The 23,368-nt window shown below is 41.2% G+C and carries 20 protein-coding genes and 1 pseudogene; 8 read left to right on the top strand and 13 right to left on the bottom strand.

The window, feature by feature from the left end:
* Nucleotides 1-97: 97 nt before the first annotated feature.
* From RMY27_RS35635 to RMY27_RS28510, 3 genes are all read right to left on the bottom strand, one after another.
* The gene (locus tag RMY27_RS35635) at nucleotides 98-286 is read right to left on the bottom strand and encodes a hypothetical protein (protein ID WP_416212375.1); all 189 of its coding nucleotides are present in this window, start codon (nucleotides 284-286) and stop codon (nucleotides 98-100) included.
* 510 nt (nucleotides 287-796) lie between these two features.
* On the bottom strand, nucleotides 797-1,132 hold the full coding sequence (locus RMY27_RS28515) for a XisI protein (protein ID WP_292865534.1): 336 nt from the start codon (nucleotides 1,130-1,132) through the stop codon (nucleotides 797-799).
* Nucleotides 1,120-1,533, bottom strand: coding sequence for an element excision factor XisH family protein (locus RMY27_RS28510; RefSeq protein WP_292865532.1), 414 nt, complete (start codon nucleotides 1,531-1,533; stop codon nucleotides 1,120-1,122). The genes RMY27_RS28515 and RMY27_RS28510 overlap by 13 nt, the downstream gene beginning before the upstream one ends.
* A 433-nt stretch (nucleotides 1,534-1,966) precedes the next feature.
* Between RMY27_RS28510 and RMY27_RS28505 the strand changes: the two genes are divergently transcribed.
* The 4 genes from RMY27_RS28505 (at nucleotide 1,967) to hpnI (ending at nucleotide 5,621) form a co-directional block, all read left to right on the top strand.
* Nucleotides 1,967-2,224: a hypothetical protein gene (locus RMY27_RS28505; protein ID WP_322668208.1), complete on the top strand. Its 258-nt coding sequence runs from the start codon at nucleotides 1,967-1,969 to the stop codon at nucleotides 2,222-2,224.
* 231 nt (nucleotides 2,225-2,455) lie between these two features.
* Nucleotides 2,456-3,910: a hopanoid biosynthesis associated radical SAM protein HpnJ gene (hpnJ, locus tag RMY27_RS28500; RefSeq protein ID WP_322668207.1), complete on the top strand. Its 1,455-nt coding sequence runs from the start codon at nucleotides 2,456-2,458 to the stop codon at nucleotides 3,908-3,910.
* 177 nt (nucleotides 3,911-4,087) lie between these two features.
* On the top strand, nucleotides 4,088-4,270 hold the full coding sequence (locus RMY27_RS28495; RefSeq protein ID WP_322668206.1) for a hypothetical protein: 183 nt from the start codon (nucleotides 4,088-4,090) through the stop codon (nucleotides 4,268-4,270).
* Nucleotides 4,271-4,400: 130 nt separating this feature from the next.
* On the top strand, nucleotides 4,401-5,621 hold the full coding sequence (hpnI, locus tag RMY27_RS28490; protein WP_322668205.1) for a bacteriohopanetetrol glucosamine biosynthesis glycosyltransferase HpnI: 1,221 nt from the start codon (nucleotides 4,401-4,403) through the stop codon (nucleotides 5,619-5,621).
* Here hpnI and RMY27_RS28485 read toward each other — a convergent pair.
* A pseudogene (locus RMY27_RS28485) lies at nucleotides 5,589-5,726 on the bottom strand (pentapeptide repeat-containing protein); the annotation flags it as partial. The gene hpnI and the pseudogene RMY27_RS28485 sit on opposite strands and share 33 nt — an antisense overlap.
* Nucleotides 5,727-6,089: 363 nt before the next feature.
* On the bottom strand, nucleotides 6,090-6,371 hold the full coding sequence (locus RMY27_RS28480; RefSeq protein WP_322668204.1) for a hypothetical protein: 282 nt from the start codon (nucleotides 6,369-6,371) through the stop codon (nucleotides 6,090-6,092).
* 267 nt (nucleotides 6,372-6,638) lie between these two features.
* On the opposite strand from RMY27_RS28480, the gene RMY27_RS28475 reads away from it, so the two are divergent.
* The 3 genes from RMY27_RS28475 (at nucleotide 6,639) to RMY27_RS28465 (ending at nucleotide 9,894) form a co-directional block, all read left to right on the top strand.
* The gene (locus RMY27_RS28475) at nucleotides 6,639-6,821 is read left to right on the top strand and encodes a hypothetical protein (RefSeq protein ID WP_322668203.1); all 183 of its coding nucleotides are present in this window, start codon (nucleotides 6,639-6,641) and stop codon (nucleotides 6,819-6,821) included.
* A gap of 717 nt (nucleotides 6,822-7,538) precedes the next feature.
* Nucleotides 7,539-8,825: a Na/Pi symporter gene (locus RMY27_RS28470; RefSeq protein WP_322668202.1), complete on the top strand. Its 1,287-nt coding sequence runs from the start codon at nucleotides 7,539-7,541 to the stop codon at nucleotides 8,823-8,825.
* Between the two features lie 16 nt (nucleotides 8,826-8,841).
* Complete coding sequence (locus tag RMY27_RS28465) at nucleotides 8,842-9,894, top strand: PstS family phosphate ABC transporter substrate-binding protein (RefSeq protein ID WP_322668201.1); 1,053 nt, start codon at nucleotides 8,842-8,844, stop codon at nucleotides 9,892-9,894.
* On the opposite strand, the gene RMY27_RS28460 is transcribed toward RMY27_RS28465, so the two are convergent.
* From RMY27_RS28460 to RMY27_RS28450, 3 genes are all read right to left on the bottom strand, one after another.
* The gene (locus RMY27_RS28460; protein ID WP_322668200.1) at nucleotides 9,891-10,115 is read right to left on the bottom strand and encodes a hypothetical protein; all 225 of its coding nucleotides are present in this window, start codon (nucleotides 10,113-10,115) and stop codon (nucleotides 9,891-9,893) included. The two genes, RMY27_RS28465 and RMY27_RS28460, sit on opposite strands and share 4 nt — an antisense overlap.
* Nucleotides 10,116-10,225: 110 nt before the next feature.
* On the bottom strand, nucleotides 10,226-10,828 hold the full coding sequence (gene dinB, locus RMY27_RS28455; protein WP_322668199.1) for a DNA polymerase IV: 603 nt from the start codon (nucleotides 10,826-10,828) through the stop codon (nucleotides 10,226-10,228).
* A 228-nt stretch (nucleotides 10,829-11,056) separates the two neighbouring features.
* A complete protein-coding gene (locus RMY27_RS28450; protein WP_322668198.1) occupies nucleotides 11,057-12,391 on the bottom strand; it encodes an ISNCY family transposase in 1,335 nt (444 codons plus the stop codon).
* A gap of 578 nt (nucleotides 12,392-12,969) precedes the next feature.
* Here RMY27_RS28450 and RMY27_RS28445 point away from each other — a divergent pair.
* The gene (locus RMY27_RS28445; RefSeq protein WP_416212374.1) at nucleotides 12,970-13,203 is read left to right on the top strand and encodes an IS5/IS1182 family transposase; all 234 of its coding nucleotides are present in this window, start codon (nucleotides 12,970-12,972) and stop codon (nucleotides 13,201-13,203) included.
* Between the two features lie 21 nt (nucleotides 13,204-13,224).
* On the opposite strand, the gene RMY27_RS28440 is transcribed toward RMY27_RS28445, so the two are convergent.
* The 5 genes from RMY27_RS28440 to glgX all read right to left on the bottom strand — a co-directional run bounded on the left by RMY27_RS28440 (nucleotide 13,225) and on the right by glgX (nucleotide 22,434).
* Entirely contained in the window at nucleotides 13,225-14,400 is a 1,176-nt protein-coding gene (locus RMY27_RS28440) for a low temperature requirement protein A (protein WP_322668197.1), read from the bottom strand.
* A 16-nt stretch (nucleotides 14,401-14,416) separates the two neighbouring features.
* Nucleotides 14,417-15,877 (bottom strand): ATP-binding protein, encoded by a 1,461-nt coding sequence (locus tag RMY27_RS28435; RefSeq protein ID WP_322668196.1) that lies wholly within the window; start codon nucleotides 15,875-15,877, stop codon nucleotides 14,417-14,419.
* A 2-nt stretch (nucleotides 15,878-15,879) separates the two neighbouring features.
* A complete protein-coding gene (locus tag RMY27_RS28430) occupies nucleotides 15,880-17,541 on the bottom strand; it encodes an FAD-dependent oxidoreductase (protein ID WP_322668195.1) in 1,662 nt (553 codons plus the stop codon).
* A 563-nt stretch (nucleotides 17,542-18,104) separates the two neighbouring features.
* Nucleotides 18,105-20,276 carry an AGE family epimerase/isomerase gene (locus tag RMY27_RS28425; protein WP_322668194.1) on the bottom strand — a complete coding sequence of 724 codons (2,172 nt, stop codon included), beginning with the start codon at nucleotides 20,274-20,276 and terminating at the stop codon, nucleotides 18,105-18,107.
* A complete protein-coding gene (glgX, locus tag RMY27_RS28420; protein WP_322668193.1) occupies nucleotides 20,269-22,434 on the bottom strand; it encodes a glycogen debranching protein GlgX in 2,166 nt (721 codons plus the stop codon). Before glgX ends, RMY27_RS28425 begins: the two co-directional genes overlap by 8 nt.
* Between the last annotated feature and the right edge of the window lie 934 nt (nucleotides 22,435-23,368).

Below are 23,368 nucleotides of genomic sequence, written 5' to 3'. Positions count from 1 at the left end.
AAATTGTTAATTGGCGGTATGTGGTCATCTCTAAGATTGTGGATGCAAGGGGCAAGGCCGCACTGGGCAGTAGCTTGAGGCAATCTCAAACATATCCTTATATTCGCTCATGTCTAAGTGGTAATGCCCAACTCCCTTCAGTTTCTGGTATCCAGGCTATGGTACTGTATCCATATCCAGGGGTGACGGGACGACCTCCTCTTCCTCCTTTAGCATAATGCTCGTAGATTCTCTCTTTAAGGGTTGGTGCATCTGGTCTTGACCATACTGTATGGTCTCCTGCCAGGATAATACGTCCTTGTTTGGGTATTTTTTTGACTGTACAGCCCCATCAATTTATTACGCTGCGGTCTGGTATCCTGTGTTGTCTCATAAATACTTGACCACTGACGACGGAATACGGGACACATTGATAAATCTGCCAGACTGTAGGCGTTACGTGTCAGCAATATTGCATCCATCATTTCAAATGTTGCATCTTTTGCCCGGCATAAACTTTGGTATGCTGCTTGACGGAATTCCCTCAGCTGTGCAAAAACATCCATAGCGGTAGATGAAGATTGGTTGTGCTTTTTTCATCTTCCGTTATTGGGGTGCTTGTTCTTACAGGCATCCCTTTATTTTTCTGCATACCTGTTCTTTGCCGATCGCTTGCTTTAGTCTAAAGTCCAGTAGTGAGTGCGGCATCTTCAATCGAAATTAATTTAATGAGTGGTAAAAAATCTGCACTGTAATTCATTCTAAACTAGTTAACTTTTATTATTAAAAAATATATTTATGTCGGATTATTTCGCTTTTATTCTACACCAAATCCTGAGAGTTGACGCATTTTTGGGGTATGAAAACCGATGACAATATCTTGTTTATTTATACCCATTTCCATTAATTCTAAAGCAATATCTGCTTCCGTTGTATTTTGTTGAATCCAAATTTTGTTATTTTTGATATCTAAATGCATTATTGGCCCATAAATCCGCTTTTGATTATTCCATCCAACACTAATAATTTGATAATGGTCATGTTCTGTATCAAAAATCTGTTCGACTTCTACATCTCCGTAACTAGGCTTGTACTGAAGATATTTAGTTAACAGTTGCCTAACTTTTGTCCGGTATTCATTTAATTTGTCCATTGTTCTATTGACTCAGTTTCCAGATTGTAAATAATTAGCTTTAATTTGTTTTCATTAACTACAGTTTGAATAAAAAATAAGTTAAAAAAGTCGTTATAAGTTACCAACGGTACAGCTAAATATAAGGTTCTATTTGGCTCCTCAACACGCAATGCTGTACGGTAATTAATAAATTGTCCTAGCGCCATGTGAAATTCAGAAATTTTTGAGGCACTCACAAAATTTTTGATTTCAACTGCTATTTTTTCTCCTGCTTTTTCGGCAGCTAGAAGTCGCTCTGCACCTAAATCAATTTGAACATCAACCCCGCCACACCTAATATTAAGCGGATCATCTGTAATTACCCAACCCTCTTTTTCTAATGCAGACCTCACAATATTATGGAATAAATCACGAGCCATAGTTTACACCAAAGCCACACTAACCTTAATACTGCTCAACACCGTTAGTAGTGTCATTCGCCAGTAAAACATTTAAACATTTATCTCAATTTGGTACTAACTATCGACTCCAGCACATAAATCCTTTAAATCTAGACTTTGCTCACATTATGCTTTAAGTGACATCGTAATACAAGACTACAACACAAAATAAGAGATAGTGTTTTGGGGTATAACAGTCCACAAGTGACAAATCAAACTGTGGAGGCAAATCCTCGGCTACCCATCCCTAGCTATTGCATTAACCTTCTTCTAAGTAAGAAATATTTCTGTTTATTACTTAGAAGGGGGTTAAATCGTAATTCCTAGTACTATCTCTATAAGCTTTATCAATCAACCAATAGAAGCTACAAAAGCTTGGTTATTGTATTTGTTATTAGGAAAAAATCTTGCCATGCCTGCGGCGGACGGAGCCATCGCTTCATATACAAAAGCTCTAGAATTCAGGAATGGCAAAAGTTTTTCAAGAGTGACAGAAGCTGTTCATGAGCGATCGCCCACTATGGATGAAAGAAACCATTCTATTTTCTTAGGAGCTGTTTACGGACGCGCTCACTTCCGTTATGGATGGAAGAAACAAGTCAAATCCTCTTCCCTTCTGCCTCCTGCCTTGTTTCTTGAAAGAGGGGTAACAATCCTAAATCATTCGTGAAAAGCTCTATTTCCCCCCTCTCTGTGTTCTCTGCGCCTCTGCGTTAGCCTGGCGGCAAGCCGCTTCTCTACGAGACGCTCCGCGAATGCGTCTACGATTCAAAAATATTTTTCGCTAAAGAGAGAGAAATAAAAAACTTAACGAATGATTTAGAACTGCGATCGCATCTGCTGCCCTTTAGGTTTTATCCTAAAAAAGTGTTAGCTAAAACCTGCAAAAGGAAATCTATCTGTGAAAAAAACTTTGTTTCTCAGTCCTCCTTCCTTCGATGGGTTTGATGGTGGAGCAGGTTCCCGATACCAAGCCAAGCGCGAAATTACTTCCTTCTGGTATCCTACATGGCTAGCGCAACCCGCAGCCCTTGTGCCTGGTAGCAAGCTTATTGATGCACCTCCGCACGGTCAAACAGTAGAAGATATCATCGAAATTGCTCAAGATTACGAGCTAATTATCATGCACACCAGCACGCCTTCGCTGGCTAATGATGTCAAGTGTGCCGAGACAATCAAAGCTCAAAACTCTGATGTCAAAATTGGCTTAATTGGAGCGCACGTAGCAGTATTACCAGAACAGACGTTGGTTGAAAACCCAATCATTGACTTTGTGTGTCGTCACGAATTTGACTATACCTGCAAAGAGATAGCCGAAGGTAAATCTTGGGAAGAAATCACAGGTTTAAGCTACCGCGATCGCCAGGGGAATATCCATCATAATCAAGATCGTCCCTTAATTCACGATTGGGATTCGATGCCCAGTGTATTGCCCATTTATCACCGCAATCTAGATATTACCAAATACTTTATTGGCTACTTATTGCATCCATACATTTCCTTTTATACTGGGCGGGGCTGTCCGGCAAAATGTACCTTCTGTCTTTGGCCGCAAACAATTGGCGGACACTTATACCGCACAAAAAGCCCCGAAGCTGTTGGGCGCGAGATGGAAGAAGCGAAAGCTATCTTCGGCGACAAAGTACGGGAATATATGTTTGATGATGACACATTTACTATAGACAAACATCGAGCGATCACAATTAGCGAACATCTGCGACGGCTCAAACTAACTTGGAGTTGCAACGCCCGTGCAAATCTAGATTATGATACCCTAAAACAACTACGTAATAACGGCTTACGCCTACTTTTGGTAGGATTTGAATCTGGAAATCAGCAAATTTTAGATGGAATTAAAAAAGGAATCAAGCTGGAAGTAGCGCGGAAGTTTATGGAAAATTGTCATAAACTTGGCATTACCGTACACGGCACATTTATTATTGGTTTACCCGACGAAACCCAAAGAACAATTGAAGAAACAGTCCGGTTTGCTTGCGAGATTAGTCCGCATACAATTCAGGTTTCTATAGCAGCTCCCTATCCTGGAACAGAACTTTATCGTCAAGCACAAGAAAATAATTGGTTTAGCAACACTTCTTTAGTTGCTAGTTCTGGAATTCAAATGTCTACACTGCAATATCCAAATCTCTCCGGTGCTGAAATTGAGGATGCAGTTGAAAGGATGTATCGTAAGTTTTACTTCCGTCCCAGAGCGATTATTCCAATTGTTGGTGAAATGCTCACTGATCCCCAAATGTTAGTGCGCCGTTTGCGTGAAGGGCGGGAATTTTTCTCTTACTTAAAAGACCGTCGCGCTCAAGGGACAGTAAAAACAGAATCAGTAGTTGTTGGTTAGTTATTAATTATTTTTAGTTAATCGCAGTCATCTACTGACAAAGCTAGTTTGGTCAGGAGTATTTGGCAAACTACGCCGCTATGATGAGAAACTGCTAGAATCCCAAGGGATTAGTTTTCCCCAAATATTTACGGTTTATTACAAACTGGAGGCATTACAGAAGAATATTTACTTGGTTTGATACCTCAGATTCAAGCAAACTTGGTTGAGATTTACTGTTATCCAGCGATCGCAAATGCAGAACTAGAGACAGGTGAAATAGAACTGGCTGCATTGTTAAGTCGTCAGGTACGCGAAGCGCTTTTGAGTAACGGCTTTGAAATTATTAACCATCATTTCCTATCCCAACGTACTACCTAAATTTTATTTTCCATAATCCAAAGTAATAACTTTGTCATCCAAATCTCATTTAACGTACATACAAAAATCCTAAATTTCTCGGCAGTGAATCTAGAAAATGCTAATACTAATTGCCTGGTAATAAATGGCTATGTTTGTATCTATCTTATTAACAAATATTCACGCAATCACCAGTTATTTTTTCTTATTTTTGTGCATACCATCTGTTTTTTTTAATTGCTATGCAATTTATGCAGCAATAACTTTTTTTGCTGCTCCCCAGGCAGTTAATCAAGAGTTTCATCCACCTGTTAGTATTCTCAAACCCATTTGTGGGCTTGATAGGGATGCTTATGAAAACCTAGCCTCATTTTGCCAACAGGACTATCCAAAATATCAAATTATCTTTGCTGTGCGAAATTCTCAAGATCCTTGCATAGAGGTTGTAGAGAAAATCATTCAGAATTTTTCAAATTTAGATATTTTGTTGATTGTAAGTGATCGCGTCATCGGTACAAACCTAAAAGTTAGCAATTTGGCTAATGCTGCAACCAAAGCTAAATACGAAATTTTAGTCCTTGCTGATAGTGACATCCGAGTTGGAACAGACTATTTACAAAGAGTTATCCAGCCGTTGCAAGACGAAAGCGTGGGTGTAGTTACTTGTATGTATCGATCCTTAACTCAAGGATGGATGTCGATATTAGAGGCTATTAATACTACTACTGAGTTTCATGCTGCGGTTTTAGTCAGCAACATCAAGGAAAATGGTATAAAATATGCCTTTGGTTGCACCATTGCCATCCCTAAAAAAGTATTAGAAGCCATCGGTGGATTTGAAGCAATTGCAGATTATCTGGCAGATGATTTCCAACTTGGCTATCTACCTGTCCAAGCAGGTTACAAAGTTGTGCTTTCCGATTACATAGTTGAACATCTACATAAAAGCAACACCTTAATTGATGTCATCAAGCGCCAGATTCGTTGGGCATTTTGTAAACGAGTTTCTCGTCCTTGGGGTTATCTAGGTCTAATTTTTACCTATGGTGTTGTCACTAGCTTGCTACTGCTGATTGCCACGAATGGTTCAATACTAGGATGGCTAGGACTATGTATTTGTTGGGTAGCAAGATTGATGATGGCTTGGGTTGTTGGTACTATCAGTTTGAGAGATCCAATAGTCAAAAAGTTTCTGTGGCTGGTTCCTGGGTGTGACTTGTTAAGCTTTTTTATTTGGTGTTTTGGCTTTATTGGCAACACTATAGAGTGGCGGGGACAACAACTGAACCTAACTAAAGATGGAAAGCTATTAGTACCAGAAGACAAAAATAATAAATTATCAATCAAGGTTTTGACTAATAAGGGCGCATAGTAGTGCTAACTTGGCTCTGGTTAAGTCTGCGTCTTGTAAGTTGGCTTCGCTAAGGTCTGTACCGATGAAGCTGGCATCTACTAGATTTGCTCCTTTAAGATTAACTCCGCGTAAGTCTTGATGGTCAAAATTCTTTCCTTGTCCTTGTTTATTCCTGGAGTTTGGACTAAAAGCTCAGGCTCAGAAAAAGGGAGCAATGCGATTTTGTGAGGTCGGACAAAAAAAGTGCGATCGCTAAAAATTATATTTAAGTACGGAGTTATTTTATTTACAAATTAAATACTGCTTTGCACGAGAATTTATCTTGATGATATATCTCAAAAAGATTGCTAGTAAGTCATTTGACGATTATTTTCCAAAATATCTATACTAAGCCTTTAATACTTAGTGTCAATTAAAGCAAGCAGTAGCTAAAGATGACGACTCAAGTATAAAATTAATCAAGCAATTTGGGGTTTAATAAAGGAATTAAAGATAGAATGTCTTTGCGTGTCGGTATGCCACCATCAAGAGAGTTTGATTAATTGCTGTTTGATGAGCCAGCTCTGATTGAGAAAGCTTATGCAATAATATGGCGATACATTGACCCGCTAAAACTAACGCAGCCTGTCTAATTGTTTCTTCTCTTTCTTTAACTATTCTTCCAGACCATTCTTCGATATTTTTCAAATCCAAAAGTTTCGTCACATCCTCTTTAAAATCTGATAATGAATCGGCAAAATTTAGATTTGCATATATGTTTTTCTCCATAAAAGTAGATACTTCCTATTTCAAAACTATTTTTGAAAGGAAATTTTACCTTTTTTATAGTCGCAACAATGTACAGAAACCTCGTTTTTAGCACAGGTTGTGTCTTCTAACAAATATTACCCAGTTCATTGTATTAAATGTTTAGCGCATACGTAAGAGCTTATTAGCGATCGCCTCTATTCAAAACTTTTATTAAAGCAGAGGCACTTTTTCTTGTCACTACTGAAAAGCCGATACAAATCTCAGTAATTTTTTCCACTACAAGTTATGTTAGCTAAAAATGATATCAAACCGTTAAAAAGAATTTTGGTTATTGAAGATGATCGTGTTACAAGGGATCTTTACATCCAAAAACTCAAAGCAAAAGGTTTTGATGTCATGGATGTTCAAAGCGGTCTTCTAGGTATCAAAAACGCAGGAGCGGCTATAACTTACGACTGCGAAAAATAAAATACGGAACTTTTAAGCGTTGTCCCTTGGTTTATATAAAAGCTTGTTATGTAATACTCTTAAGCTAGAGTTTTGTGCTTTCTGCAAAAATAACCAAAAATCTTGAGACTGCTGTCACAAAAGAGAATTAAGATTTAGCAGTTGTTAAAGCCCTGCCAAAAGCAGACACATGAATAACTATAGATTAAATCAATTTTTATTGATATACCTGAAGTTAGGCAAATTCAATAATTGTTTTTGGAAATAAAAATATTAGAGAGAAACAGCCAGGACAAACGCATCTAAATTACTCTTGATCACAACCAAGCTTAAAAACCAACGAAAAAATCAGCATTTCTCGTTTAGTTTAGTTTCTCAAACTCAAAGCGATGTCTACGACGGGCTGCGCCTACGCTAAACCTATGTCAATAAGCTGCTACTAATGCGACTATTTTTGAGCTTATTGATAATACAATCCTTTTGTTGACATGATGCGTTTGCCCTTAACTTTATGTCCCTTTTGTCAATACCCCACCACTGAATTCTTAGGACTTCTCTTTTTATGAATGCGTAAGTCTTATAACCTTAAATTAATCAATTTTTAACTTTTTTGGAGCAGCATTTGTAGTAAAAATGCGTGTACAAGCCAGAGCAATAAGATATTTGAGTGTAACTATTTTTGTTAAGCAGAACACATGACTTTCATGAAGAAAAATGTAGCAATTGCAAGGAGTAGCTGTGTTTTTTTTGAAAAAACTTAATAAGAAGTTTCTGAAATTTATAAGTGTTGCTTTCTTCGTGCTGACGTTAGTTTTATACCCTTCTCTTTTGGGACGTGTACCGTTAGTCAGCTCACTTTCATCAGAAGTTAGCATTATCCAGGCGTTGGCAAAGCCACTCCAAGGGAGTATCGCTCCTGAAAATGCACCAGCAACCATTCAATTTGATACTAGTCAAGGTGCTTTTGCATCTGAAGGTTCAGAAGCAAAAGCCGACAAGAAAGATCCTGTCCTTGACTTCTTCAAAATGGCGATGGGTGCGTTAGCAGGTTTAGTGCTGTTTATCTTTGGTGTCACCCGTCTGTCTGAAGGGCTAGAAAACCTGGGGACAGAGCGGATGAAAAATTTCTTAAGTAAATGTACCACCAATCGCTTTGCTGGTGTACTCACTGGAGCGGTAGCAACGACGCTATTAGAGTCCTCCTCAGTGACAATTATCATGGTAATTGCAATGGTGAGTGCTGGTGTATTGACCTTCGTACAATCCCTCGGTGTGGTACTCGGATCTAATATTGGTACAGCAGTCGGGGCACAGATCATCTCTCTCGACATTAAACTATATGTTCCCCTATTAATGTTTGCCGGGTTATTGCTGTTATTTCTGGGAAAAACAGAACGGCAGAAAACCATCGGCATTATTATACTGGGATTTGGCTTAATGTTCTATGGGCTAGAAGCAATTGACGAAGCGATGAAGCCCTTCCGCACATACAAACCATTCATCACTTGGATGGAAACCTTAGGTAGTAATCCTTTCTTGGGTGCTGTAGTCGGAGCCATTTTTACCGTGATCATTCAATCTTCTTCTGCAACAGTGGCGATCGTGATTACTTTGGCAAGTTCTGGCATCATTGCTCTGCCTGCGGGAATCGCAATTATGTTAGGTGCAGAGGTTGGTACTTGCGCTGATACACTATTGTCTACCATTGGTCGGGGTAGCGCGGCTCTAAGAACAGGCGTTTTTCATTTCCTGTTTAACCTGGTCAGTGCCACTGTGGGGATTATTTTTGCACCTCAACTCGTCCAACTAGCTCAAGCAATCTCTGGTGGAGGTGGCGTAGGGCGACAAGTTGCTAATGCTCAGATGATCTTTAACATCTTAGGTGTTGTGCTTTTAATTGGCTTTCTGCCTATAGTCGTTCGCCTGTTAGAAAGGCTCGTTCCTGATAGTCAAGCTGATTTAGAACGGCAACGTCGCCAACAAGAGAAGCAGAAAACGTCTGAACAAGTCGGTGCTAATGCTTAAAGTAGGTAAAACGATCATGGTTTCTCAAACTCGATTGGCATTTTTAATCTCGTTGGCAACTTTGGGATTGGCAGCTTGCGGTAATAATCAAACAGAGGATACAACAGTTTCCTTTCCTCAAGCTGTAACTCAAGCAGAGGAAGTAAGCCCTTCGGGAAATTTATCAGGGTCGATTAAGATTGACGGCTCTAGTACAGTATTTCCGATTTCAAAGGTGATGACAGAAGCATTCCAGAAGTCAAATCCTGGTGTGCAATTCACAGTAGGAGTGTCAGGAACAGGCGGAGGATTTAAAAAATTCTGTGCCAATGAAACTGATATTAGTGGCGCATCTCGCCCGATCAATGCTGAAGAAATGCAGCTTTGTAAGCAAAATAATGTAGAGTTTGTTGAGCTACCCATTGCCTTTGATGGGCTGGCAGTTGTGGTCAACTCCCAAAACAATTTTGCCAGCTGCTTGAAATTGGATGAATTGAAAAAGATGTGGGAGCCAGCCGCCCAAGGCAAAGTAACGAATTGGAACCAAATTCGTTCTAACTTTCCCAATCAACCCTTAAGTCTTTATGGGCCTGATACTGAGTCTGGTACTTATGACTATTTCACACTTGCAGTTGTAGGTGAGGAAGGAAAAAGCCGCAGTGACTATTCTAAGAGCAAAACTGATACAGCTTTGGTGGAAGGAATTGCGGCTAATCCTAATGGATTAGGCTATTTTGGCTATGCCTACTACTTAGCAAATCGAGACAAACTGAAACTTGTGGCTGTTGATAGTGGTAGTGGTTGTCTACAGCCCAGTCCCCAAACGATCGCTGATTCTCGTTACCAACCACTTGCTCGCCCCGTATTTATTTACGTCAATAAATCGGCTGCAAAACGTCCTGAAGTTAAAGCTTTCAGCAATTTCTATCTCTCACCACAGAACGCCAATTTAATCCTCCAAGTTGGTGATGTACCCCTACCCAGCATCGCTTTAGAAGCAGCCAGTGGTCGCTTGGATAGGGGTGAGACGGGGACTAAATTTGGTGGTAGAGGTTCTGTGATTGGCGTGAAACAAGAAGCTCTCAATTAGAGTGGAAAGGGAAATGCCCAGCAACCTAATACTGCGCTTTTCCAGATCAATCGCTCAAAAATCGTAGAGAGTTCACTGATAGGAGCAAGCATTGTCTTACTGCAGGTTATCTGATGATAGTCAGATAACTTGACTTTCAGAGTTGATGTGCGGCCTCGCGTTTCGTACTGGTCTAACCGTTGCTCGACAATCTGGGCAATCTGTTCGAGTTCCTGCAACATTTCACGATGGTCAGTTAAGTCTCTAGCAAATGAAGTTTCTGCACCGATGGACTTACGAACCCGATTCGCCTCAACATAACTTAGTCACTTCTCCAATGCCGTGGAACTTCTCAATCGCTAGCTGTTCTACAAAGGCGTAGACGCTTGCGGCTTGTCGTAGACATCGCATCCTCCGGTAAAATAACCGTTAGTCCATTCGGCTTGTTCTGCCCTGATGCCCTTTTTGCAAGAAACTTGTTAATCGACACACCTGCGGTTGCCGTCAACTGGGTTTCCTGGAAAATCGCAGTTTTAATGTGTCTTGCGATAGTAGAAGCGTAGGGGATGTTTTGCTTGTTCTCAGTAACATCAAGGTATGCCTCATCTAGCGCAACTCCTTCCACTAAATCACTGTAGCGTTTAAAGATAGCGTGGATTGAAGTGGAAATATCTCGGTAAACGTCGAATGTCGGTCTGACAAAGATAAGGGCGGGACATTTGGCAATTGCTGTTACTGAGGCCATCGCAGAGTGAATGCTAAACTTACGAGCTTCATAACTGGCTGCTGCAACCACACCTCGCTGATTCGGGCTGCCACCGACTACTAACGGTTTACCTCGGTAGCTAGGGTTGTCTCGCTGTTCCACCGATGCGTAAAAGGCATCCATGTCTACGTGAACTATTTTCCTGGTTCTAGCGACAGATTCTTGTCCCAAGGGTACAGCAATTCTCATTTTGAAAAGAATTAGACAAAATTCTCTGATTTAAATAGAGAGCTTGTGCTGAAGCATCATTTTTTGACAGACATTAATCATCCGATGCTGGAGATAGACTTTCTTTTTAAAAATCTGTCCATGAAAAATAGATTTTAACTCATAAATCTAGCTGAAATTCTCACCAGGTTTGCGTTTTTATTGATAAATAACTTTCTTCCTTTCTTTACTTCAGGAGAGCGACATCTATCAACTAGAATTTAATTTTTTTAATGGAACATATTCTCTAAGTATAAAGGAGAAAAAATCCGACCAATCTTTAAACCAGAGAAATTTTAACAGAGTGCGAATATCATTAAAGAAAGAAGTCCGAGTTACTAATAGCTCACGAATATTTTGATAGGTGGAATTAACTAAATCTAAAACAGTATGAAATAAAAAAGCTAGGAGATTTAAAGATAATAAGAACTCGCACAAATGATTTTCACCATGACCAAAGTTATGCTCCAAATTATAACCGTGATTTTTCAGAACGTTATTGCCTTCATTCTCAACTTTCCATCTACTGCGTCCAGCTTTGACAATCCCTTCAACATTATTTTCAGTAATTTTATGATTAGTAATCCAATTATTCCTGTAGATAATTTTTTGTGTTTTCTCATTAACAACAGTCACTTCACACCAATTAACTTCGAGACTTGATTCTCCATCTCGTAAGGGAACTCTAGAAACATAACGATAACGATAAATTAGGTTTTTTCGTCCATCCCATTGTTTCTTTTCAACGGTGGCAACTTCTCCACTTCTATCTAAAAATTCTAGCCATTCATATAAAGTTTTATGAGAATTTTCTAGACAAACAAAAATAAAATTATACCCTGTTTTTAGAGCTAATTCACAAAGAGGCTGGTGAGCGTATAAGTCATCCCCCAAAAGAGTTACAGGATAACCATACTTATTTTGATGATTCTTATTTAACCATCTTTTAACAGCCGCATTTTCGCAATTTTGTTTCTGATGTCCATCTTGCTTTTTAATAAATTCTGGTTCTAAATTAATCACTTGTTTTTGATTAGGAGAAACTATCACAGGTGTGACACAGCCATGAAAATAAGTTGTAGTTCCGTTTCGATGATTACGACAATTACAGTCAGGGCAATTAATTTTCTTAGATGAAAAATATTCTGTGCCATCTAAAGCTACTAAAATTTCTCCATCTAAATAAAGAAACTTTTTCAAAACTCCCTTTGACTCTAACCATTGATAGACTTTTTGAAAGCCCATAAAAATAGTAGTCGCTGGAACCGGATCTAATAAATTTCTTATTTGGTTATCGCTAGGAATTGCCTTAATTGAAAATAAACTTTCAGCGTTATCTTTCCCCTTATTGCTGTTCATTAAACGTTGATGCTCTAAAAAAGATGGTGACTGAGTAAAAAAGACTGAAAACGCAGCCATCACTGCATCTTCTACCTGATATTTCGTATTATTACCGGGTTTCCTTTCATCAGGTAAGTCATGTAATAATGACCGTAAAAATTGCATTAATTCATGAATTTCTAGGGTCGCCGCTTTTTGAGCCATCTTGGATTAATTTGACGCGAGAAGTGGATTTTTAACTTCCTAATTTTACCTGAGATGACAACAGTTATAAATTTTTATTTTGCTTGAGTTCTCTTTTCTCAAAACAGAACTTTTTTCCTGGATTGCCCCTTTTGGTTGTCAGCCAATTCCCGCAAATAAACTGAGTATTTATACTTAATTGATCGGTCAAATTGTTTTTTTAGCGATCGCTTCCCTCGCTACACGCATCGCCTCTCCCAGAAAAATAGTTATTTTGTACTAGATTTTGAATTTCTAGATGGGGGTTAAGACTCTATTTATTTCAAAATGAGAATTGCTGGTAAAAAACACGCTTTTATGCCAGCGTTAAGTCCAAGGGGTTTTGTTTTTACAAAGCAACAAATGGCATCAAAAGACATCTAGCAGTTGATATACTGGGCTTCCCCTTCTTTACGCATTGCACCAAAGCCAGCATCTCTGATCACCTTGGGTTAATTGAGATGCTCTCAATTAACATTGATTATTTTAAATCCAAATAGATTACGGCTATCAGGAAAGAGAAACTTACCCAAGCGTTAGAGCAGATTTATCCTCAAATCATGAGCAAAATCCAATTTCAACTTTCAGCCAAGCCTACTATTGCCGAAAAAGAAGCTAGTGGGAAATCTGGATTTGTGCCTGTTGCCGCTAGATGGGTAATTGAGAGGTCAAACGCTTGGGTGGAGCGATGTAAAAGTTTAGTTAAAAATTTTGACCGGACACTCGCTCGTGCCAATGCCAAGCTCAAGCTTTGTTTTATCAGATTGATGCTCAAAAGACTAACCACTACCTAGAAAAAAGATATCAAATGGGTTCTATAAAGAACTAGTAACCTGACGCAGTTCGAGGATAATTTGAACAGCACCAACCACAGCTATAAGCCCAATCAACTCCATAGCTGACAAACCTGCGCCAGCTACAGCGAGAATCAGAATAACAGTTGCTGCCGCAAAGCGATACCCCGCCCGAACTTTGCAGCGTAGTCTGGTGTCAGTGCTTACACCTGTAAGATAGATGATTCCAAGGGTAAAGAAGCACAGCGCCAAGCTAGCGCAAATAAGCCAGCGTTCAGCAGACGCCAGTACCAGGCCTGTATCACTTGCTAGGGCGTGCTCCACCCCAACTCCGGTAGCGGCAATACCAATCACCAAAGGTAAGTGCATATAGACCCAAGTCTGATAAGCTCTTATGTGGCGGCAAGCACGAGCAGCCTGGATTGCTGAACCACCAAGGTTGTCAAAATACAGCCACCACAAACTAAAAGCAATACTCAAGCCAAACACGGCAGTATATGCTGATGAGAAATTCCACTGCTGTTGTGCGGCCCCATTAACTACCGCTAAGACTGCCTCACCTAGCACAATTAAGGTAAATAAGCCAAAACGCTCAGGCAAGTGTGAAGCGTGGGGAGCCAGTTCCACATGCACAGCCTTTCCTGCTGTCAATACTATTCCAAATTCTACTGTCAGCGCTAAGATCCAAAACCCAAATCGCAGTGGCATCGGTACAAATGCCGACACCAGCCAAAGCAATGCCCCTAGTCCAGAACCGCTCACGATTCGCGTTGTTAGTGGTCGTGCTGTAACTATATGCTTTCCAGCACGTAAGAACTCGAGGACAAGCAACACCCGAGCAACACCGTAGGAAAGGGCGAAACCAACTGAACTTTTACCCAACCCATCGTGTACGTTCACGGCTAGTGCCGCCACTGCAAGCATTTGTAAAGCGGTCAGGAGTCGGTGTCCCAAATCATCAGTATCAAATAGATTGGCGTAGAATGTAGCACCAATCCAAGACCACCAAATCGGCACAAAGAGCATCAGAAAGCCAAGAAAGCCCGATAGTGATACATCCCGATTGAGATTGTGAGCAAGCTCCGAAATCGCAACCACGAAAAATAGATCAAAAAAGAGTTCCAACCACGTCGCGTGCCGTTCTTCTTCCTTATCTTCACTAATACGTAACTCAGGAGATTTCAACCATTTATTCATCCCACACACTCCTTAATCAACTGTGTATAAATTGCATATTTGTATCATCAGATGGTATAAATTGGCACTGATGGCATTCAGATGTTGTTTCAACCAAAGATATGGGCAGAATAACCTGAAAACGGGTGTTTCCTGGTTCGGAGAACAAGCGGATCTCGCCTTTATGCTTTTCAACAATTTGGTAACTAATTACTAGACCTAAACCTGTTCCCTGACCCACCCCCTTGGTGGTAAAGAAAGGCTCGAATATCCGCTCTTGAATCTCTGGCGGAATGGCTGGACCGTTGTTGGCAATTTCTACTAGCACACACTTATTTTCTCGTGCTGTGCGAATCCTGATTTGTCCTTGTCCACTCATTGCATCGATCGCATTGTCAATCAAGTTCGTCCATACCTGGTTGAGTTCGCTACCATACACCAAGATTAGTGGTAGGCTCCGGTCATAATCGCGCGTTAGACTAATGCCACCCTTGAGCTTATGACCGAGAATAGTCAGCGTACTTTCAACTCCCTGGTGTATATCCACCTCCTGCATCGGAGCCTGATCCATATAGGAGTACTCTTTAATAGCTTTGACCAGTTCGGAAATGCGCCCCGAACTTTGGTCGATTTCGTCCAACAACTCAATTCCTGTGAGTGTGGCCTCGAGCCAAGCTAGAACTTCAGCGAGTGAGCCTGGGGGCAAATGTTCCACAATAGTATCCAGGGATTGAGTATCTAGTCCTCCCCGGACTAAGGAAGAAACAATTTTCCAGCCATCAGGCACGTTGTGTAAATCCAGCCAGGCTGTCACTTCTTGTTCGCGATCGCTTTGCGCTAGTAAATCTTGTAAGTCGCAGGGGGTTTTGGCACGTACAATTACTGAGTGCAACAAGTTGTCAAGAAACAACAGTTGTTCTTTTGTCATCTGCCTGTGATTGAGTTGGAGTCCAAGGTATGGCAATTGTTGAAAGATTTTCTGCAAGTGCTTCCCACCTCGAACAACGGCTGTTGCTGGGTTGTTCAACTCGTGGGCCAATCCAGCAGCTAAAGTACCCAGTGCAATTAGCTTTTGGTGGTGTTGTGACATAGATTCCAACATTTGCACCCGTTGTGCCGTGATGATTAAAAGGTCACGTGTAATCGACGGACAGGTTGTCAGCATTTCCCAGAAAGTATCTGTGTGCCATTTCAACATATAGCTCGGTTTCACGGCACGCACGTTGAGGAGATAGTGAGGAACATCTAATAAAATCAACTCATGACCTGTATATGTTCCAGCACCAAAACTCATGACGTGTTTTTCTGCATTGCCGACCTTTTTGGTAAACTCAATTTCGCCTTCGATCAGCACATAGAAATAGTCTAGTGGTTCTCCCTCAATGGCTATGTATTCTCCCGAAACCAGACATAGTTCGCAGCCGTGTTCAGATAACCATTGCAATTGCTCATCTGTCAATTGTGCAAAAAGTGACACTTGACGCAAAGCATCTAACATAATTACACCTTACTTAGGTATTGATGGATGAACTGAATAGCGATCGCACCCTCTCCAACGCCAGAAGCTACTCGCTTAACAGACCCATTACGCACATCTCCAGCCACAAAGATACCTGGGACACTGGATTCCAGCAGGAAGGGTTGGCGCTCTAGTTTCCATGCCTTTGAACATCGTTTATCGGGTATCAAGCTTGGCCCAGTTAAGATAAACCCTTGTTCGTCTCTGTCCACAATCCCAGCCAGCCAATCAGTGTGTGGGTTTGCGCCAATTAAAATGAACAGTAACTTTGTGGGAATAGTTTCCTTTTCGTGGGTTTTAGTGTCAGCGATCGTAATTGCCTCTAGGTTAGTCTGGCCATGAACCTCGACAATGTGGGAGTGAAACCTTACCGTGATATTGTCTGTTGCTAAGATTTGGTCTATCAAGTACTTTGACATACTTGTAGCCAGTGAGTTGCCGCGTACCAATATAGTCACATGGCGAGCATACTTAGAGATGTACACCGCAGCCTGCCCAGCTGAGTTAGCTCCGCCAACTACATAAACATCTTCATTTTGGCAGGAGAGTGCTTCGGTCATTGCCGCACCGTAGTATACACCAGCCCCAGTCACATTCTCAATCCCAGGCACATTAAGCTTACGATATGAGACACCTGTCGCAATCAGCAATGCGTAACAGCTTAATTCTGTCCCATCTTTCAGCTTGATGATCCGATAACAATCTTGCAAGCGAATGTCAATTACCTCTTGAGGCGAGAGAATCTCTACTCCGAATCGTTTAGCTTGAGTAACGGCGCGGCGAGCTAATTCCGATCCAGCAATTCCTTGGGGAAAGCCTAAATAGTTCTCGATCCGGGAACTCGTCCCTGCTTGACCCCCTGGAGCCTCTTTTTCAATCAATACTGTGCGTAGACCTTCAGAAGCTCCATAGACTGCTGCTGCTAAACCAGATGGGCCAGCCCCCACGATCGCCAAGTCGTAAAAGGGCATTTGGGCCTGCATCTTCAACCCAATTTTTTTAGCAATTTCGGCGTGCGTTGGCTGTGTGAGATATGAACCGTCAGGGCAAACTACTAGTGGTAAATGCGCGGTATTACATTGAGCATAACTAACCCACTGACGCGCTTCTTCTTCTACCTCAATGTCCAACCACTGATAAGGCATATAATTGCGGGCCAAGAAGTCCTTAATGTGATGACTCTTGGGCGACCAACGGGAGCCAATAACGCGAATACCTTCAAAGGGTGGGCGGTATGACGAAATCCAATCGTCTAATAAATCGCTCAGAACTGGGTACAGAAGGTCTTGTGGCGGCTCCCAAGGTTTGAGAAGATAATAATCAATCTTTGCTGTATTTATCGCAGAGATAGCAGCATCAGTGTCCGCATAAGCTGTTAGTAAAACTCGTTTTGCAGACGGGAAAATTTCCATAGCCTGTTCAAGGAACTGCACACCCGACATTTGTGGCATCCGTTGGTCTACCACACAGAGCGCAACTGTTTCGTTACGTAATTTTACTTGTTGCAATACTCTTAAAGCATTTGCACCTGAGTCGGCTCGTAGTACCCGAAAGCGATCGCCATACTCATGTCGGAGGTCTCGCTCTATTACTCGTAGAACTCCGGGGTCATCGTCAACAGTAAGTAGTACAGGATTAACCAAAATAGCTCCTTTCTGGGGATGATATTTGTAATTATTTGCCTAGTCCTAAGCCTTGAGTGTCTTATCACTATATTTACAACTATTGACTAACACTATTGTTAGGGTTCAGGCTTTAAAATCGGTTGTTATATAACAACAATACAGTCAAGAGTCCTGAGTCGCTTTTGATGGACAATATCTTTGCCACGAAAAAAGAAAGTCTAAGTTTTACTCCTTCCTTTAAATTTTCCCTAAAATGCAAAATCCATTCTGTACAAGGCTTTGAGATGAATACCACTAAAAAATTTAGTATTTTTATACAGAATTTGGTTGCAGTGATGTCAAAGATAAAGCATAGTCCCAATACTCTTTGAATAAGTAAGGGAGGCTAGGAGTGCAGGGAAAAAAAACTTCCCCAGCCCCCCGCTCTCCCTGCTCCCTTTACTCATTTTAACAAATAACTTTCCTTAACCGAACTGTATTGAGCCTAGTCCTAATAGCTTTGGATAAACCCTACTTTCCTGATTGAAAGTATGTATTTGCTATCCAATTTTTAGGGCTACTAAAAGGTCTTTCAACGCAATCTACACACTAGCCATCTCAGCAGTTTCATACCGATCCAAAACAGTTACACTGTCGCAAAATGCACTCATCATCAGGAATTGTTTCACGTTCTCTGGTGCGCCAACTATATAGAGTTCAACATGAGAACCCAGTTTTTGCTTAGTGAAAATCAAAGATCGCAGACCAGCAGTAGTAATACATTCCAATTCTTGTAGTAGTAAGACTAGACGATTGATTGGCTGTTCTGTAGCTTTGGCGATCGCTTCCTGAAAATGTACCACACCATTAGCATCCAATAACCCAGTTAAGGCGATTTTGGCAGTACCATTACTCACTTCTAACAGCGTTGCGTCGAAAGATACTTGAGTCGGGAGAAGCCTGACTCTAACTTTGAGATCGTCTTGAGTAATCGGCAGTTTAACCGTCAGGTTTGCAGCATCAAAATCGGCATACCTTTGCCCATTGATCCAGACATCGCCAATCCGCACACTGCCTGGTGGTAGGATATCTGGTGCAACTCGCAGAATGTTGTCCTTAAAGCCACCTGGCTTTGGTTTGAAGTACAAATCCATTGGCTGTTTATTAATCAGCAAATTTGTATAAACGCAAGCTAAGTAGGCCAACTCAAACGAGTGATAACCGCTCATTGAGTGGCTCCCCTTGCCCCGTTCCGTTCCTAACAAGTAGGGAATCCCATTTGACAGAACATTGAAGTAGATACCCCCAGCCACGTAATCGAGGAACCAAGCATTATAGAAAGCTGCCGCTTCACGGGCTTGGCGTTGATACTCAGGTTTATCAAGTGAGCCATTCAAGATCAGGTAGGCTAAGATAGCTTGTTCCTGTTGCCACCAAGCTTTCCGATTATGCCAGACAAAACGGTGTTCCTCTTGCCCTGGTTTTAAGGTACGTTCCACCACATCGTACCATCCCCCACGCTGTTGGTCGCTACCGACTGCTGGCATGATTTCTGCAATCTTTTCTGCCAGAGCCACATAGTTTTCTTTTGGTTTCAGGTGGTTCATCCGCATTAGGTTCCAAGCAATTTTCAGGTTATGACCTACAACTGCTCGATTCTGCTGCCATCCCCAAGTTGTATCGTGAGTCCAGTCCTCATAAAAACGTTCTTGAACAAATGGGCTATTGTCATAATCTGGGAACCGCTTTTCAATGGTGTCGAAGGTGTACTCCAAGAAGTTTGCGTATTCTTCTTTGCCAGTCGCTAGCCAAAGATTGATCAAATAAGCTGGAGCATGATCGCCTACGGAGTTCCAGTTCTTCTTGGCACGATTGTGGCCTAGAGTTTGAGAATGGGGGCTGAGAGTAATCGGATCGATGTGAGAGAAAAATCCTCCTTTCTCTGTCTTGTCCAAGAAATACTTGTCAAACAGATTAATCGTCAACTCGATATCTTTAATGATGCGGGGATCGCCCGTTATCCGATAGGTTTGGGTGGGGCCAGCCAGGGCATAAATTTGCTCATAAGCTGGAATAGCGTCATAATCATCCCCAAATTCTGAGGAGAATATTTTCTGTTCGCTACCACCTGGATTCACATCAACAGCATGATACCAATAGCAAATTCCTTCGCCTTCATCGAGAAAACGCATGTGTTGGCGCAGATATTCAGTACCTTTTTCCGCAGCTTCAAGATAGCGATCGTCCCCAGTCATCATGTAGGCTGTGGCAAAACCGTAAACTAGGCGAGAAATGGTGTCAGTTTCTTGACGATTACTATCTTCTTTGGAACCAACTAAACCGATACCTGTGCGATATTTTCGATAATCAATTTCGCCATCTTCAAACTGAGCTTTGAGGTAAAAATCGCCAAGGCTTCGTATCTGCTTGACCCACCAATCTGGTCTTTCAAAAAGATACTCATTTTCTGTTCTACCCAGAAAAACTATGTGTTTAGCTTCAAACTTATGTTCACCTGCTTCAGGATAAAAAATACCGTAGGCAAAAAGATAGCAATTTGGAACGAGCATTGAACTTATTTGGCTAGTACAATCAAAGAAAGGCTCATCTAAATTGCGTACTAGTTCAGCATAGGTCATTGATGTCAATGCTACTTTAAATTTCCTGCCATCTGAGGTTTTAAGTTCAAAAGTGCCAAAATCTCCTTTACCTGAATCAAAACCGATAACATACCCAGCAATCAAATCCGAAAACGAAAAGCCTATATTAGTCATTGAATTCACTCCGAATTGGAAATTCATTAACTGGAAACCATTTAGAAATCAAAACAACAACGCTACGCTCTTTAACACGATAGACGTTACCTGAAACTACAGTTTCTTCTCCTGGCTCTGCAATATCCATTGGAGAAGGAAGAGCAGTATCTACGACTCTGCACCATCTTCTTCCTTTAATAGAAGGAATTTCAAAGTCGAGATCCTCCCAATACATGTTGAGCATGATATGAATATCTGCTTCTCCTTCAAAGCCGCCAACAGTCAATGCGAGAACTCTAGCATGAGAGTCGTGCCAACCTGGTTCAAACAACTTACAACCATGCCAAGCAATGTCTGCCAACCCACGTTCGTTAACTTCACCAGTGAAAAAATAACTCCGACGTAAGGCAGAATGGCAGTAGGATTTGCGTAAATTAATCATCCCTTTGAAGAACCTGAAAATATCAGCATTCTTCTCAGCAAGATTCCAATCTAACCAACTAATTTCGTTATCTTGACAGTAAGCGTTATTGTTACCTTTTTGGGTACGTCTGACTTCATCACCAGCCACAAGCATGGGTACACCTAGAGAGAGCATGAGAATGGCTGCAAAATTCTTAATCTGTCGCCGACGTAATGCATCAATTTCTGGATTGTCAGTTTCTCCTTCAACCCCACAATTCCAACTCAAATTGTCATTGGCACCATCCCGATTGTTTTCACCATTGGCTTCATTGTGCTTGTGGTTGTACGAAACTAAATCATTAAGTGTGAACCCATCATGACAAGTAATAAAGTTGATGCTGTTAATGGGTAAATGTTTGCTTGATTGATATAAGTCAGCACTTCCAGCTAGCCGCCAAGCAACTGCTCCAACTATTCCAGGATCTCCTTTGACAAAGCGCCGGATATCATCTCGAAAACGTCCGTTCCATTCTGCCCAACGATATCCAGGGAAGTCGCCAATTTGATAAAGGCCACCGGCATCCCAAGCCTCGGCAATAATTTTGGTGTCAGCTAGTGTTTCTGATGTTTCAATGTGCCAAATCACTGGCGGATGGATCATTGGTACTCCGTCTTGGCTGCGAGATAGGATGGAGGCTTCATCAAAGCGGAAACCATCAACATGCATTTCTTTCACCCAAAATTCCAGGCAATCTACAATTAACTTTTCTACTATGGGATGGTTGCAATTGACGGTATTGCCACACCCGGAGTAGTCCATGTAGTACTGCTTATCCCAAGGCACTAGGTGATAAAAGATATCATTAAAAAGTCCTTTGAAACTGATGGTTGGGCCTTCATGGTTACCTTCGTCGGTGTGGTTAAAGACTACATCTAGAATGACTTCAATTCCTTCTTTGTGTAAAGCTTTGACCAAATCTCGAAACTCTCTGATATGATTTCCAACATCAGGAAAAGCACAATATGAAGCTTCCGGAGCAAAGTAACTGTGGGGGTTGTATCCCCAGTAGTCTTTTAGTTCCTTACCATTGACTTCTCGAAGAATGTTCTTTTCGTCAAAGTCAAATATTGGCAGGAGTTCAACGGCTGTAATTCCTAACTCTTTGAGGTAAGGGATTTTCTCTATGATCCCAGAAAAAGTGCCGGGGTGTTTGCAGCCGGAAGAGGATGATTTGGTAAATCCGCCAACATGTACCTCATAAATGATGGTGTCACTCATTGAGCGATTGAGCGGGCGATCGCCTTCCCAGTCATAATCAGATATATCAATAACTACACTACGCATAGATGTAGTCACGTTATCTTTTGTCCCTAAAGCATCGTTGCGCTGCCAAAGAGTGTTAGTGTTTCCTCTAGCATAAGGGTCAAGCAGTACCTTATTCTTATTAAAGCGATGTCCTGCTCGGTGTAAATCAGGATTACCGTTAACTCGATAAGCGTAGTGAGCGCCTGCTTTTAACCCTCTAACATAGATATGCCAAAAGTGGAAGGTTTTATTGATCTTTGGGTTTAACTGAATAACTTTTGTTGGCTGCGGAGCATCATCCCGATCAAACAATAAGAGTTCCACAGAGGTAGCATGTTCTGAAAAGAGGGAAAAGTTTACTCCATCTTTGTCTGGTACTGCACCGAAAGGATGTGAACATCCCGATTCTAAGTGGTAATCAGGTATTGCTAGTTCAACCTGATATCTATCTGTAGTTAAAGTCATTTTTCTTTCTGTCCTGACAGGATTTTACTGGTGAGTCATTTAGCATTCTTTTAGCCACTAACAAATTCTTTACGGGGTTTTATAAGGATATTCTTAGCAATTTATTAATGGCTAGGTTGATGTTAAATTACTCATGAGTTTCTCATTACAATATTGCCTTCAACAAGGGTTATTGTTTGTAGTATCTACTTTTCCATCTTTGTTTTGATTAGTTTTGAGTAATTGTTGAGTCAAGCTACCGCAAGAAAAATTGAAAATATCAATCTACCAATTACGGCAATTTAATTACCTATTAAGTAGTTTATAAGAATTAATATTAATGAGTATATAGTATAGTTACAAGGGTTTAAGTTTCGGAACATGTTTGTATTATTTTGATAATAAATAAGTAATAAAGACTATTATTTCTAATTATTTAATAGATGTCTATAGTGTTTTCTAATAAGCATGAAATACATCTCAAAACCTTACCCTCAACCCTCTGCGTGAGTTCGGAGATGGGAGATAAAGCACAGCTTTATCGGGGTGAAGTACAGCTTAACCTCACACGATAAATCGTGCCTCTACGTCAGGGTCTTAGGCTTACAGCAGATTTCAGTACAAAAATACCCCTCCCTAACCCAATATGGTTCAGTTAAGCATTTTTCTCTCCCCCTGCTTCCCCTGCCTGCCTCAACAGATTATTTTTTTAACTGATATCATGTCCGCTTGATTACTTACTAAACCCGAAGAACCCCACCCCGCCAAAGCTACGCTTCGTCTCCCCTCCCCGCAAGCGGGGAGGGGATTAAGGGGAGCCAGCGCGGTCTTGGGGGTTTCCCCCATGAGCGACTGGCGTGTGGGGTGCAATGACTGTGGGAATCATAACTAATTATGCGGACATGATATGAACTGTATTGCTCCCTAACCCTCCCCTTGGCAAGGAGAGGGTTAG

It is taken from the genome of Nostoc sp. DedQUE09, assembly GCF_034530915.1.
GTDB lineage: Bacteria > Cyanobacteriota > Cyanobacteriia > Cyanobacteriales > Nostocaceae > Nostoc.
The sequence above is the reverse complement of the archived record's forward strand: the minus strand, read 5'-3'. Positions and strand labels throughout refer to the sequence as shown.

Bases quoted from the DNA above. Each gene is read 5' to 3' on its own strand.
- RMY27_RS28505 (WP_322668208.1), top strand. From the start codon at position 1,967: ATGCCTGCGGCGGACGGAGCCATCGCTTCATATACAAAAGCTCTAGAA.
- hpnI (WP_322668205.1), top strand. From the start codon at position 4,401: ATGTTTGTATCTATCTTATTAACAAATATTCACGCAATCACCAGTTAT.
- RMY27_RS28435 (WP_322668196.1), bottom strand. From the start codon at position 15,877: ATGTTAGATGCTTTGCGTCAAGTGTCACTTTTTGCACAATTGACAGAT.
- RMY27_RS28450 (WP_322668198.1), bottom strand. From the start codon at position 12,391: ATGGCTCAAAAAGCGGCGACCCTAGAAATTCATGAATTAATGCAATTT.
- RMY27_RS28510 (WP_292865532.1), bottom strand. From the start codon at position 1,533: ATGGCTCGTGATTTATTCCATAATATTGTGAGGTCTGCATTAGAAAAA.
- glgX (WP_322668193.1), bottom strand. From the start codon at position 22,434: ATGACTTTAACTACAGATAGATATCAGGTTGAACTAGCAATACCTGAT.
- RMY27_RS28475 (WP_322668203.1), top strand. From the start codon at position 6,639: ATGTTAGCTAAAAATGATATCAAACCGTTAAAAAGAATTTTGGTTATT.
- dinB (WP_322668199.1), bottom strand. From the start codon at position 10,828: ATGAGAATTGCTGTACCCTTGGGACAAGAATCTGTCGCTAGAACCAGG.
- RMY27_RS28440 (WP_322668197.1), bottom strand. From the start codon at position 14,400: ATGAATAAATGGTTGAAATCTCCTGAGTTACGTATTAGTGAAGATAAG.
- RMY27_RS28445 (WP_416212374.1), top strand. From the start codon at position 12,970: ATGAGCAAAATCCAATTTCAACTTTCAGCCAAGCCTACTATTGCCGAA.
- RMY27_RS28515 (WP_292865534.1), bottom strand. From the start codon at position 1,132: ATGGACAAATTAAATGAATACCGGACAAAAGTTAGGCAACTGTTAACT.
- RMY27_RS28465 (WP_322668201.1), top strand. From the start codon at position 8,842: ATGGTTTCTCAAACTCGATTGGCATTTTTAATCTCGTTGGCAACTTTG.
- RMY27_RS28480 (WP_322668204.1), bottom strand. From the start codon at position 6,371: ATGGAGAAAAACATATATGCAAATCTAAATTTTGCCGATTCATTATCA.
- RMY27_RS28460 (WP_322668200.1), bottom strand. From the start codon at position 10,115: ATGTTGCAGGAACTCGAACAGATTGCCCAGATTGTCGAGCAACGGTTA.
- RMY27_RS28425 (WP_322668194.1), bottom strand. From the start codon at position 20,276: ATGACTAATATAGGCTTTTCGTTTTCGGATTTGATTGCTGGGTATGTT.